The 13058-nt window shown below is 23.3% G+C and carries 14 protein-coding genes; 2 read left to right on the top strand and 12 right to left on the bottom strand.

Features of this window, described 5'->3' with window-relative positions; genetic code table 11:
- The first annotated feature begins 53 nt into the window (after window positions 1-53).
- Window positions 54-818 (top strand): methyltransferase domain-containing protein, encoded by a 765-nt coding sequence (locus AC5SL0_RS00750; RefSeq protein WP_494618361.1) that lies wholly within the window; start codon window positions 54-56, stop codon window positions 816-818.
- A gap of 37 nt (window positions 819-855) precedes the next feature.
- On the opposite strand, the gene AC5SL0_RS00745 is transcribed toward AC5SL0_RS00750, so the two are convergent.
- The 12 genes from AC5SL0_RS00745 to AC5SL0_RS00690 all read right to left on the bottom strand — a co-directional run bounded on the left by AC5SL0_RS00745 (window position 856) and on the right by AC5SL0_RS00690 (window position 11676).
- Window positions 856-2703 (bottom strand): DUF1420 family lipoprotein, encoded by a 1848-nt coding sequence (locus AC5SL0_RS00745; RefSeq protein WP_494618360.1) that lies wholly within the window; start codon window positions 2701-2703, stop codon window positions 856-858.
- Between the two features lie 31 nt (window positions 2704-2734).
- Window positions 2735-3418, bottom strand: coding sequence for a methyltransferase domain-containing protein (locus tag AC5SL0_RS00740; protein ID WP_494618359.1), 684 nt, complete (start codon window positions 3416-3418; stop codon window positions 2735-2737).
- A complete protein-coding gene (locus AC5SL0_RS00735) occupies window positions 3408-4208 on the bottom strand; it encodes a glycosyltransferase family 2 protein (RefSeq protein WP_494618358.1) in 801 nt (266 codons plus the stop codon). The genes AC5SL0_RS00740 and AC5SL0_RS00735 overlap by 11 nt, the downstream gene beginning before the upstream one ends.
- A gap of 8 nt (window positions 4209-4216) precedes the next feature.
- The gene (locus tag AC5SL0_RS00730; RefSeq protein WP_494618754.1) at window positions 4217-4732 is read right to left on the bottom strand and encodes a glycosyltransferase; all 516 of its coding nucleotides are present in this window, start codon (window positions 4730-4732) and stop codon (window positions 4217-4219) included.
- Window positions 4696-5382, bottom strand: a complete 687-nt coding sequence (locus AC5SL0_RS00725) for a glycosyltransferase family protein (protein WP_494618357.1) — start codon at window positions 5380-5382, stop codon at window positions 4696-4698. Before AC5SL0_RS00725 ends, AC5SL0_RS00730 begins: the two co-directional genes overlap by 37 nt.
- Window positions 5349-6245 carry an SDR family oxidoreductase gene (locus tag AC5SL0_RS00720; RefSeq protein WP_494618356.1) on the bottom strand — a complete coding sequence of 299 codons (897 nt, stop codon included), beginning with the start codon at window positions 6243-6245 and terminating at the stop codon, window positions 5349-5351. Before AC5SL0_RS00720 ends, AC5SL0_RS00725 begins: the two co-directional genes overlap by 34 nt.
- 1 nt (window position 6246) lies before the next feature.
- On the bottom strand, window positions 6247-6900 hold the full coding sequence (locus AC5SL0_RS00715) for a hypothetical protein (protein WP_494618752.1): 654 nt from the start codon (window positions 6898-6900) through the stop codon (window positions 6247-6249).
- 213 nt (window positions 6901-7113) lie between these two features.
- The gene (locus AC5SL0_RS00710; protein WP_494618355.1) at window positions 7114-7815 is read right to left on the bottom strand and encodes a class I SAM-dependent methyltransferase; all 702 of its coding nucleotides are present in this window, start codon (window positions 7813-7815) and stop codon (window positions 7114-7116) included.
- A gap of 2 nt (window positions 7816-7817) precedes the next feature.
- Complete coding sequence (locus AC5SL0_RS00705) at window positions 7818-9455, bottom strand: hypothetical protein (RefSeq protein ID WP_494618354.1); 1638 nt, start codon at window positions 9453-9455, stop codon at window positions 7818-7820.
- Window positions 9439-10353: a glycosyltransferase family 2 protein gene (locus AC5SL0_RS00700; RefSeq protein ID WP_494618353.1), complete on the bottom strand. Its 915-nt coding sequence runs from the start codon at window positions 10351-10353 to the stop codon at window positions 9439-9441. The genes AC5SL0_RS00705 and AC5SL0_RS00700 overlap by 17 nt, the downstream gene beginning before the upstream one ends.
- Window positions 10346-11443 carry an ATP-binding cassette domain-containing protein gene (locus tag AC5SL0_RS00695; protein ID WP_494618352.1) on the bottom strand — a complete coding sequence of 366 codons (1098 nt, stop codon included), beginning with the start codon at window positions 11441-11443 and terminating at the stop codon, window positions 10346-10348. Before AC5SL0_RS00695 ends, AC5SL0_RS00700 begins: the two co-directional genes overlap by 8 nt.
- On the bottom strand, window positions 11443-11676 hold the full coding sequence (locus AC5SL0_RS00690; RefSeq protein WP_494618351.1) for a hypothetical protein: 234 nt from the start codon (window positions 11674-11676) through the stop codon (window positions 11443-11445). The genes AC5SL0_RS00695 and AC5SL0_RS00690 overlap by 1 nt, the downstream gene beginning before the upstream one ends.
- Window positions 11677-12192: 516 nt before the next feature.
- Here AC5SL0_RS00690 and AC5SL0_RS00685 point away from each other — a divergent pair.
- A complete protein-coding gene (locus tag AC5SL0_RS00685) occupies window positions 12193-12786 on the top strand; it encodes a cytidylyltransferase domain-containing protein (RefSeq protein ID WP_494618350.1) in 594 nt (197 codons plus the stop codon).
- The last annotated feature ends 272 nt before the right edge of the window (window positions 12787-13058 follow it).

Here is a 13058-nt window from a genome sequence, read left to right as displayed (position 1 = left end):
ATTATTTTATTGTTATAATATACATTTAGATTTATATAATTTTTAAAAAAAATATGAAAAGTATTAAAAATTTTTATAATAAAGATGGGTGGAAAAATACATTAAATAATTCAAAAGATGCAGAACTTTTTGAGGACTTAAGACCTTCTGCAAAAAAATATGTCTCAAAATGTAGATTGAGAATACTTAAACATATTCCAAAAAATGGTGGATCAAACATTCTGGATTTTGCATCTGGACCAATTCAATATAATGAATATCTAAAATTTTCTAAGAATTTCAAAAAAAGACACTGTGTAGATTTTTCTAAAATTGCTATTGATAAAGCTAAAAAAAAACTTGGTTCAAAGGGTAAATATTATTGTAAGGATTTTTTAAAAATTAACTTTAAAAAAAATTATTTTGATTGTGTGGTAAGTCTTCATACAATTTATCATATCCATAAATCAAAACAGGCGATGACGATTAAGAAATTAATAGATATATCAAAGAAAGATTCTCCTATAATCATCGTTTATAGTAATCCTAATACTTTCATTAATTATATTAAAAAAAAAATTCTTATTAAGAAAAAAATTAAAAAAGATAAATTGTATTTTTTTTGTCATAAAAATAATTGGTGGCAACAATTTTCTGATTTAGCTGATGTTAAACTTTATCCGTGGAGATCGTTTTCATCACAACATCAAAAGCTTCTCATACCGGGAAATAAAATTGGACAACTTATTTTTAAATTACTTTTTTTACTTGAGGAAAGATTCCCTAGTTTTTTTGTTAAATTTTTTCAATACCAAATTATTGTTTTAAAAAAAAAATAAACCAATTATTCAGGTAATATTTAGATAATATATAAAATTAATCGTTCAATAAATTCATGTTAATACAATCAGATAGGTGTTTAGATTTTATTTCATACAATATTCCTGAATATGAGTTTCCTTTATTGAATGGGTTTCTTCCAGTATAAAAACCAACTTCATTTTTTTTTGACATCACTCTTCCTAAACAATTTTCGAATATACTAACGTTTTTGTCTAAATCATCGGTTGAGTTTTGAAATGTCAAAAAATATTTAGGATTATATTTTTGCATATCATTAATATATATTTCAGGGTTGTCGGTTTTGGACAAATAGCTTAAAAAATTAGCTGAAAGTGTTTTATTTTTTCCCAAAGAAATTGACCTATGCATTGATATAATTGTGCCTTCATCACTTATCATAGAATTAGCCCAAGAATATAAAGAATATCCGTTTGCATACTTGTTCATTGTTTTTTCATAAAGTGATTTAGTTAGAGATCCTGGAAATAAATTTAATGTAGCAAATATAAGAAATAAAAATACTACACAAGATTGAATATAAAGTGGGATTCTAAAAAAATTATTTATCTTAATTTTCTCTTTGGATAAAATAATTATTAGCCAAAATATAGGTTCAACAAGAAAACGTCCTGTTATCTGGCCCTTAATAGATACAATTGCTAAGTAAAAAAATATAATTAATATAATTTTTATTCTTAATTCAAATTGAATTCTTGGTATAAAGAATAAAAATATTAGACAAACACCTATTGTATTTGTAAATGTACCCATACTCATTGGTATTAAAAGATATATCAATGGTATGTCTCTTCTGTAATTTGTTAGATAAGATTCAAAATTATTAAATCCAGGTAAATGTGTTGGGAAAGGATTTAAGATATATTGATAGATATCACCCCCCCAATTATAATACTTCCAGTAAATATGTGGAAAATAAAAACAAATAAAAATAATTATAGACAAAGATAAGAATATCATTAAGAAATTTTTTTTATAAAAATATACTAGTGATGCTAAATATAAAATACCCCCACTTAAGATGAATGAAAATTTAGAGTTAATTGAATTTGTTAAAAATACTAATATTATTATTGCTATAGAAAATAAAACTTTCCTATTATGTAAAAAATTGGTTCTATTAAGAAAAATTATAGTAAAAACTAAGGCATTTGAAGCAATTGAAAATAATTGAAATTTAGGTGAAGAGCATAAAAAAATAATTATAGGTGTAGATAAAATTAGTAGAGAAAATAATCTTTTGTCATTACTATTTTTTCTAACTACTCCTATTAAGGATAATAAGCCTGAAAATTGCACTAAATTACCCAATTGTTCTGAATTAAATAAAAAACCTAAAGACATCACGATTTCTCCAGAACCAGATAATAAATTTTCAAAATTATTTAGCTCAGATGGAAATCTTCCACTGCTGGCAATAAATTTTGCAACAGATGCATGATAACCAAGTGCATCTGCATGCGTAATAGGTGATATTGAAAGAACAAAATATCCAAATATAAATAAAATAATAATTATATTTTCTGAATTTACTTTCTTCACTATTTGAATACAAAATTTCCATTTTTTTAGAAATTTAATAAATTGAATAATGCCTAAAATTATTAAACATAATGCAAATGATAAAATAAATTCTTTAGAAAATTGAAAGAATAAAACAATAGGAAACAAAACAATCATAGAAAAATGAACTGCTAGTAAAGTTTTTTGATATTGGATATTTGATAATTCAGAAATTATTGAATAAATATTTTTATTTTTAAGAATTATGGTTCCAAGTTGATTGAAGCCTAAGAATAATAATAAAGATACAAATAATTCAAATAATGGATAATTTGTAGACAGATTGTAAATAAAGTTCATTGTAAATTTTTATCTTTTTAATAAACGCAGCTTATTTTTGAATGATAAGTATTAAGTTAGACGTAAAATGATATATTTTATATGAAATTATTTTATAATTCTTAATTTTGAGCTTTTCACAATGATCTATCAAATCTTTCTTTGATAATAAATTCAAATTCTCTTCTTTAGCAAAAAAACTATGTCCAAATAAATTAAGTATTTTTCTATGAATTTTTTTTGGCAAAAAATGAATAAATGGAATTTTTGTGTGGAAATCTAAAGGAAAATATCTATTTGGAGTTGTTATAAAGATACTTTTTTTTGCAACCCTCACACACTCAGAAATAAACAGCTTTTGGTTATTATGCGATCCTACATGTTCTATTGTTGCATTTGAATAAACAATATCAAATGTATTATCTTTTAATTGATTATTACATCCGTCTCCAATTATAAAATTTTTTATATTCGGATATTGATTTTTTAAAACACTACAGTCTTGATTAGATAAACAAGTTATATTTTTATTATTTGAAATTTTCTGCAAAATTAGATTATGATTTTTTTCTGTATTACCTGTTGTTCCAACATCCAAAAAAGACATTTTATTATTATAATTAATTTTATTATGAAAAATTTTAAGTATTTTTTCTCTGTTTTCTAGAAGTTTTTTCTTAAATAAAGAGTCTAACAATGGAACTTCTTTCCAATATACTTTATTATTATTTACCATTTTTATACTTAATTATTGTATTATAATATTTCATTTTTAATATGGCATTTATTATATATTTTGGTAAAAAAATTTTTATGAACTTTGTTAAAATTATATTAAAAAAAAGAATAAATAGAGAAAATATTTTTCCATTTAACATTTTATTCTTTTTTAAAATATTATAATTTTCATAAAAAACTCTAAGTCTACTACTATCTGATAATCCACCTGAAATAATGATTGATATTATTGGTTTTATTTTTTGAAAAACATGCTTTTTTTTATACAATTTAACAAATAAATTAAAATCTGAACATATTTTATAATTTAAATAAAATTTATTTTTTTTTAATAACTTTGTTCTGGTAAAAACGCTCTGATGACAGAAGGGAATTTGTAAAGTTAAATTATTAAAAAATTTACTTGATTTGTAATAAAGTATATCTTTATTATCTATGACAGTATTGCCAAATACAATGTCACTTTTTTTATTAATAATTTTGTGAACTTTTTTTAATACATTGGCATCTTTAAACAAGTCTCCTGAATTTAAAAAAATTGTCCATTCTCCTTTTGCTTTTTTGACACCTTTATTCATTGCATCATAAATTCCATTATCCTTTTCTATTAGAAAATTTATTCTTTTATCTTTAATTTTTTTTATTAAATCAATAGTTCCATCATTGCTATATCCATCTATAATTATTACTTCATATTTTTTGTAGGTTTGTCGTTTGACTGAATTTAATGTTTTGATAAATTCATCTTTTGTATTATAGGATATGATAATAATTGAAAATAAACTCATAATAAATTTTAAATTTTTAGAGTTTGTACAATTTCAATAAATCTTTTGGCAAAAAGTTTTCTGTTATTGTGATAATTATTAATTAAAGTTTTTAAATTTTTTCTTACTCTCTTTTTGGATTCATAAATTTTTTGAATGCTGTTAGCAAGATCTTTTGAATTATATGGATCAAAATATATCCCTTTTTTTGGGTTTTGCTCAATATGAACATCTATATTGGATAATAATATTTTTTTATCAAGAATTTTCGCCTCTTCAACAACAGTACTCCATCCCTCAAAAAAGGATGGGTTAATAATTATATCTGCATTATATAAAAGGTTGATAATCTTATTGTATGGCAAAATACCTTTGTATTTTATTTGATTTTCCAGTTTATAGAATTTAATTTTTTTCATTAAATCACTAAAATAATTTTGATTACGATGATCATAGCTACTTCCTGTAAATATACATTGTATTTTAATGCCTTTTTTTTTTAAAATATTTAAAGCTTCAATAATACAAATATGATTTTTATGTATCCAGAATTGGTTAGGGGTAAATAGGTATTTTTTTTTAATATCAATTTCTTTTTGTAAATATCTTTTTTTTTTATTTTTGAGAAATTTATTTCTGGAACAAAATTTAAGACCTCAATCCTTTTTTTTTCTTTTTTAAATTTAATTAAATCTTTTTTAGAAGATTCACTGCTAACTAGTAATATTTCTGAATTTTTTATATAATTATTATACAATTTATTTCTTAGCAATATCTCTTTTTTTGAAAAAAAGAGTGGATAGTGCACATGTTGAAAATCTGGGAACCAAGAAATATTTTTAAAACCTTTTATTGGCTTATAATGAGATAAAACATCAATAGAATTTTTTTTTAATAAAAATGAAATTACTGGATCATATCTATCAAACAATTTTCCTAATATCTTTTTAATAAAAGATAAAAACCCACTTGCATTTAAAAAGGATGTTTTAATAAATTTTATTTTCTTATATTTTTTTTGAACTAAATTTTTTTCAAATTCACTTGTAAAAACATATACTTCAATTGGAATAGGTTCATCTAAATTATTAATAGAACCAATAAGACTTTTAAAATAATTGATTTCTCCCAACCAATTTTGATTTGGTGAAATTATGAATGCTACTTTTGTTTTTTTAAGTTTTTTTTGTACCATTGTGCATATTCTTTAAGACCATTAGACAAATTAATTTTAGGTTTCCAGCCTAAATTTTTTAATATAGAATTGTTAAAGATTTGATCTATTGGGTCTCCTTTTTTATTTTTTTTATTAAAATATGGCACTTTGTTTATGTTTAATAGCTTAAACAATTTTTTTACTAAGAATTTATTTTTAACAACATCGTTACCTGAAATATCTAATGTTTGGTTACTAATGCTTCCTTTTTTGATTAAAAATTGTATTAGCCTATTAACATCTTTAATATTAATCCAGCTCCTCATTTCATTTCCGCTACCATAAAAAACATTTATTTTATTATTTATTTTTTCACATACATCCCAAATTAATTGTTTTTTTAGTCCAACACCATATATCGAATAAAATCTTAGAATCATTAATTCAAATCTAAATTTTTTTGATTTTTTAAGCAAAATATTTTCTGACTTAAGTTTATTTCTGCCATACGGTGAAATAGGTTTTAATTGTTTTTTATTTTTCTCACACGAATTCCCATAAACTGCTGCAGTTGAAAACATTATTACTTTAGGTTTTTTTGTTAATTCAGATATGAATTTGATGAGTTCCTTGGTTGTATTAACATTTTTTTCATAATCTATTTTTGGATTCTGTATTGACTTAGTTACAGATCCTGATCCAGCACAATGAATTATAACATTTGGTTTGAAGTTTAAATTAACTAAATTTTTATGTGTAATTTCTTTTTCTATTATATTCTTATATTTATTCTTATAATTTCTATTTTTTCTTCCAATACCAATTAATTCATTTTTTTTCTTTAGTTTCAGATAAAGATTATTCCCAACAAAACCACAGACTCCAGTTATAAGTATTTTCAATTTAAACCTCTTCTAATGGTAATTTAAAAAGAATCTCTTCTTCACTTTTTTTGTCAAGAAATGTTAGTTTTCCCTCTTTATTTCTACTTTCTCTAAATTTATTGTGCACAAATCCTTCGACAGCATCTATTGATTTAATTTTATCGTTTAATAATTCTTTTTTAACAAAAAAGGCATTATTGCCTGCTTCATTACAGTGGACTAGTTCATATCCTTTTTTTTTACCTAATTTAACTAATGCCTTCAAAGATGCACCATAATAAATCATTGAGTAATGTGCTTTTTTTCTCTCAAAGTTTTTTTCATATGGCACCACGTATGATTTTTCAATACCTAGTCGTGAGTTGTATTCTATAATAACTATTGATGGTTCCACAGTATCAATTCCTTGCCATACCCAATAGTCATTACCGTCTATATCAATTGATAATAAACCAATTTTTTTATCAAATTTAGATAATTTAAGCAGATCATTTATGTTTTCTTTATTCACAAACGATTTGACTGCTATTAGTGAATGTTTCCAATAAAGTTCACTATTTTTTATATAGTTTATATTGTTTGTGGAGGAATCCATTATGAGCCCATGCCAATTTTTATTTAATAATAAAAATTTTGTATTCGACTCTTCGTAATTTTCTACACCAAATTCAATAAATGTTTTATTTTCAATATCTAAATTGGATATTAGATAATCAATAATTCCATCCTCTCCCCATTGAGAAAAAACTTTAAACTCTTTTTTTTTATATTTTTCTCTAAAGAACTTGCATTCAACTTGCTTTGAATTTGACCAATAGATAACTTCAAATCTTGTAATTCTGAATTAATAATTTTTTTTTTAAAATTAAAAAAATTTAATAACCTTCTAATCATTTTTATTTTTATTTATTATTAGCCATTTACCAATAGAAATTTCATCTTCCCAGGATGAGTCCAGAAAATAGTAATCTGTAGTTATCTGGTTACATAAATTTGCCCACCATTTTAAAGAGTTGTTAAAATAAGATTGATGATTTACTATCCACCCATTATCTTTTTGATTTCTAGAAACTGGTATCATATGGTAACCTGTATATTTTGTGGCTCTCAAACTTGATTTTAGAAATTTTAGTATCCCCTCTTCAGTAAAATGTTCTAACGAACCAATTGAATAATTGTAGTCAAATTCATCTTTTTTATATGGTAAATTTGTTGCATCGCAGACTTTAAGTTTGTGTTTATCAATTCCCCTACTTACAGCTTTACTAATTAAAAAATCAGATATATCACAACCATAAATTTCATTATAATCGATATTTTTATTAAGAATTTCTATTACCTTGCCTGTTCCACAGGCTATATCCAAAATCTTATTATCTTTTTTATTATGAAATATATGCTGTATCTCTATCCATGCGTTTCTTTCACCCCACATATCTAAAATTTTTGCCATCTCCTTATCATAATATAATTCAAGATCTTGTTTTTTTGGATTCTCAAATAATTTTTTTTTAAAAAAGGTTTTTTTCATATTTCTATATAAGTTCAACAATATTGGAGGGATAAATAATAAAATTAATTTTTTCATTTTTACCTTTCTGCGATAAATTTTTTTTTATTTAATATTGCTCTACAAATTACATCTAAATTTTGGTCTTTGCCATTACTAAGAATATCTAAAAAATTGGCATCAATGTCAAAAGGTGGAAATGTATATTTTTTTTCTAGGAGTGTACCAATTTTTATTGATCTTCTAAAAAAATAATGATGTGCAAATTTCTTAGCATTTATATGAGTCTTTTTATCTAACTTATTTGTAAATGGCAGTTTATCTAATAATAGATAATACTCTTCAATATCTTTTGGCTCAAATACTAAGTTCTTATTTTTAGTTAGAGCTTCTCCAGCAGCAATTACAGGAAATCCTCTAGCAGAATATTCAATATCCATTTTAGTTCCATAAGTTAAGATTGCATTGCATTCATCAAGTATTTTATAAGTACTAATTATTTCTGAAGAATCTATGATAATTATATTTTTTGGTAAATTTGGAAATACCTTTAATATTTCATTTTTAACTTTTTCTCTTGCTGGCCTATCAGCTTTAACTTCAGTCGGATGGACTCTTATAATCAGATTTAAATCACTTCTATTAATAAAATAACTAACTGTTTTAAAAACCCAATCCATCATATTTTTAAATATAGTATTGTCATAATGTAATTGTGCGTCCCATATGACATTGGTTGTCATTCCAATCATTAATTTTGAGTGATCAATATTTTTTGATTGTAGGTATTTTTTTGCATCTAAATCTATATTATTTTTTTGATATACATAATCTTCACTTCCTATTACTTTTGAGTTTAAGTAGTCATCAATTTTTGTTTCAATCTTATCTAAATTAGTATTTTTCCATTCATTTACATTCTCATTTACAATATCTTTGTTGTAAGTTTTATTGTGACTAAAAATAAAAGTATTCTTTCTTGCTCCAGAGGTCCATGTAACAAAATCAATTTTTTTATTTTCGGCTATTTTAGCAACTATACCCTGTGGTATATAAAAACCATGGTTTGATAAAATTATATCAAATTTATTTAAATTAATTATATTTAAAAAAGACTTATAGCTTAGAAGTGCACTAAAAAAATAATCCTTGGTAATTTTTTTTAAATCTGTTTCTGCAGAATAATTTTCCATAGCATAATACCTACAAAGACTAGCATGAATCTGCTCACCTACATCTATGCCTTCTATCTTAAATTTCATAATTTGATCAATTGAAGTTTTTGAAACCGTATCTTTAATTTTGATTATCTCTTCGCTTGATAAAAATTTAGATAAATAAATAATATCTAATTTAGTTTTTTGGATAGTAGTTTTGCCAGTATTAAAACAAGATTGACAGAGTTCTTCATTTAACTTGTTATTATCAGCTAAAGAAACATTTTCTCTCAAAGTTTTCATTATACATGAAGGTAAATAATTATCACATAGTAAAAATGTTACTTTTGCACCTTTTAAACTTAGTGCCACACCCAGTAATGACTCTAAAGATGTTGCTAGCCGGTGACCACCTGACAGTGTTGCAATTAAAATATTTTTACTAGTCTCTTTTTTAAAAAAAAATAAATGTTTCTTTTTTAATAACTTCATCCAATTAGGCATGCTTTTTGGATGATAGTTTATTAATGATTTGACAAAATATTTAAATTTTAAGAGCATTTATATACTTTGCTGATAAAAATTTTAATCTATAAAAAAAATTTTTATTATAAACTGTATTGAAAACATATAGATCTTTTTTAAAATTTACTTTGATTATTTTTGGATGTTTCAAAGGTTTATTTAAATTTTTATTAGAAATATCTAATTTTATATCTAAATTTTTTGTATTAGTTCCTCTGGACAGCCCAAGATTTTTTATGAGATTAATTTTTGGTGTAATTGTAAGCCCTTTATTTTTCCAGATACTAAATAAAAGATAAATCGCCCAAGAATTAAGTTTATTATTTAACACACTTTTATACATATTTTTCCAATATTTTTTTTCTTTTGCTGTGCTTTTCATCATATCAAAGTCTGAGTTAAAAATCTTATTTTTCCAATAGTTATCCTCTCGTTTAACATCGTACCAAGTTTTTTTCCACGTTGCCCACCCCCAAATATGACTATATTTTGAAAAATAATAATCTTCATTTGCTTCTATTTTATTTGAGTTTTGAAAATTATTTCCAGTAATAAACTTTACTTTGTTTGAATTTTTGTATTTTTTGAGCATTGCCTCACAAAAATAAAAGAAATCATCATGTGGTAAGCAATCATCTTCTAAAATTATAGCTTCATTTGCAATATTAAAAACCCAGTCTAAACCAGTAAAGAATCTATTTTTTAAACCAAGATTTTCTTTTGAAAAGTTTTTATACACTTTACATTTCCAGTTAATATTTTGAATAATTTTTTTTACTTTTAGGCAGTTGATTTTATCTTGTTTATTATTTTTTCTAGGACCATCTAATATCAAAAATAATTTTGATGGCTTAATTTTTTTTATACATTTAAATGTTTTATTGGTAAGTTTCGGTCTATTAAAGCACACATATACAATGGGAACTTTAAACATTATATATTTCTTTTATTAAAGAATCTTTTATTTCCAATATTCTTTCACAGTTTTTTAATGCAGATTTTTTGTGTGAAATAATAATAACTGTTTTATCTTTATTAATATTATTAAGATCATTAATAAAATTTTCTTCGTTTTCTTTATCTAATGAACTTGTAGATTCATCAAATATTAATATTTCAGAATCTTTATAAAGAGCTCTTGCTAGTCCAATTCTTTGAAGTTGACCACCTGATATTAAAGATCCTCTCTCACCTATATCTAGTTTTCTATTCTTTAATACCTCTTCCAGCTCGGCTATCTGTGCAGTTCTTAGGGAATCCTTATATCTTTCAGAATTAAAATCTGAAGAATTTTCGTAAAATGTAATGTTATCTCTTATAGATTGATCGTTGATGTAAACATTTTGAGGAACATATCCAATTTTAGAGAACCAATTTTGATAATTTAAATTAATATTTTTATCATCCACAAGTATTTCACCATTATTGGGCTTTAATAAACCAATTAATAAGTTAATAAAAGTTGATTTTCCTGAACCGCTTAATCCAATTATTCCAATTTTGTCACCTTTTTTTATTTTTAAATTTATGTTTTTTAGATTTATATTTTTTTGGTCATAAGAAAAACTTAAATTTTTAAATTCAATCTTTTTGTTAAATGATATTTTATGTGTATTTAATTTTTCATTTTCTTTCGCAAAATTTGAATAATTTTTGTAATTAATTTCATCAAAAAGTAAATCAATTGAAGGTTTGTGAAAATTTAGATTAATAAATGAAGATGAAATTTTACTAATTGATGGTAGAATTTTAGAAAAAATTCCTATCATTAGTGCAAAATATATTGCTATGTCTTTTGTATCATAATCAGCCCATACAAAGTAAAGCATTAATCCAACAATTGAAGTAACTACCATAAACTCTAAAAATAATTTAGGTAATTGATTTATAAAAATAATTAAATAATTTATTTTTTTCAACCCTTTGCTAATTTTTTTAAAATTTTTAATTACTTCTTTTTCTTTTAAATTTACTTTTATTTCTTTTATCCCACCCAAGGATTCCATAATATTTTTTACATTCATTAGTGATAATTTTTGTCTATCACTTCCGAGAGTAGATGTTTTTTTTTTAAATTGGATATAAATAATAGTGAAACTATAAAAATAAAAAATGTAAAAGATAATGTTAATAATGGTTGATATACAGCTAAGATTAATACCAAGCCGATAACAGTTGTGAGTTCAAGCATAATGCTTGTTACAGCACCAACATAACCAACTGCACATTGGTGAATTTCATTTAGTAGATTTCTCATTAAAATTGCTGAATTATTTTTTTGATGATATGAATAACTTTTGTAAATGTATTTAATATAAAGTCTATTTAACAACTTTGTGAAAAAATTGAATACAAAGTGAGATTGATAATAAGTTACAAAAATTCTAAAAACTGTTTTTAAAAGAAAAAAAGTTAAAAAAAAAGTTAATATGCTAGATAGGTTTAGGTATGAAGTTAAAAAATTTAAATTATAGTTGCGTAAAAAACTCTTAATCTCTATAAGGTCACCATTAAATATATTTAAAATCGGAACCAATAATGAAATAGTAAACATTTCCAAAAATGTACTCAGTAAGACAAATATGAATAAAAGTACAAAGTTAACTTTTAACTTTTTACTGAATAATTGCCATGTCTTGTGAATATTTTGCATTAAATTAACGATTTTATAAGGTTAACTCTTTATATATTTTTTTTTAGATAAAAAATAGTTTAAATGCTTTACTTTTAAAATAGCTCAATATGTATAGTAATAATTGTGAATAAATCATCAATGAATAATAGAAAAATAGTTTTTTTAACTCTGGCAAAAGGCCAAAGTTTAAGACTTAAAAATAAAAATACAATTCCATTTAAGGGAAAGCCTTTAATACATTGGGTTATTAAAAAAATATTAAGAATTTCTAAAAACTATTATGTGAATAGTGATAGTAATTTTATTTTAGATTATTCAAAAAAATTAGGTGCAAAAACGATTAAAAGAAATAAAAATTTATTGGATAATTCCATGCCTTCAAGAGTACTGATGATGGATTCATTTTCTTCATTTCCAAAAGACACCTATGCGGTAATACATGTGCAAGCAAATTCTCCTAATTTAGAAATTGAAAAACTTAAGAAAGTTTATAATATTTTAAAATATACCAATATTGAAGATATTTTTTCTATGCATTCAAACGGAGAAACTAATGGTTCTTTGTGGGGTATTACTAAAAAAAAATTAAAAAGTTATGACATGAATGTTAAAATTCATGACCACAAAATATTGAAAACTGAATGCTGGTTTGTTGATGATTCTATTGACATACATTACCGTCGCGAGTTAAAGAATGCAGAAAAAATTTTTTCTAAAAAAAAATTATGCTAATTATTATAACTTGTATGAGCTCTCTCTGCTAAAAAAGCTATTACATCACTTGATTGATTAATTTTGCATCACAACTTCTTGGCATGTATAGAAATAAAAAAATTTTCCTTTCATTTAAAAAATGTTAGAATTAATATAATATACAGACGTGGAAGATATATTTTCTATAAAAATGAATTATGAAATAAATTGTGCATTTTGGGTTATAATTCTTAAAAAGTAAAAAACTTACAATTTTAAGAAAAAGATTCGTGATTACAAAATTTTGAAAA

The sequence above is a fragment of the Candidatus Pelagibacter sp. PS_16 genome (genome assembly GCF_059417965.1).
The sequence above is the reverse complement of the archived record's forward strand: the minus strand, read 5'-3'. Positions and strand labels throughout refer to the sequence as shown.

Bases quoted from the DNA above. Each gene is read 5' to 3' on its own strand.
- AC5SL0_RS00705 (WP_494618354.1), bottom strand. From the start codon at position 9,455: ATGCTCTTAAAATTTAAATATTTTGTCAAATCATTAATAAACTATCAT.
- AC5SL0_RS00700 (WP_494618353.1), bottom strand. From the start codon at position 10,353: ATGTTTAAAGTTCCCATTGTATATGTGTGCTTTAATAGACCGAAACTT.
- AC5SL0_RS00695 (WP_494618352.1), bottom strand. From the start codon at position 11,443: ATGAATGTAAAAAATATTATGGAATCCTTGGGTGGGATAAAAGAAATA.
- AC5SL0_RS00735 (WP_494618358.1), bottom strand. From the start codon at position 4,208: ATGAGTTTATTTTCAATTATTATCATATCCTATAATACAAAAGATGAA.
- AC5SL0_RS00685 (WP_494618350.1), top strand. From the start codon at position 12,193: ATGAATAATAGAAAAATAGTTTTTTTAACTCTGGCAAAAGGCCAAAGT.
- AC5SL0_RS00710 (WP_494618355.1), bottom strand. From the start codon at position 7,815: ATGAAAAAATTAATTTTATTATTTATCCCTCCAATATTGTTGAACTTA.
- AC5SL0_RS00690 (WP_494618351.1), bottom strand. From the start codon at position 11,676: ATGAGAAATCTACTAAATGAAATTCACCAATGTGCAGTTGGTTATGTT.
- AC5SL0_RS00745 (WP_494618360.1), bottom strand. From the start codon at position 2,703: ATGAACTTTATTTACAATCTGTCTACAAATTATCCATTATTTGAATTA.
- AC5SL0_RS00725 (WP_494618357.1), bottom strand. From the start codon at position 5,382: ATGGTACAAAAAAAACTTAAAAAAACAAAAGTAGCATTCATAATTTCA.
- AC5SL0_RS00750 (WP_494618361.1), top strand. From the start codon at position 54: ATGAAAAGTATTAAAAATTTTTATAATAAAGATGGGTGGAAAAATACA.
- AC5SL0_RS00740 (WP_494618359.1), bottom strand. From the start codon at position 3,418: ATGGTAAATAATAATAAAGTATATTGGAAAGAAGTTCCATTGTTAGAC.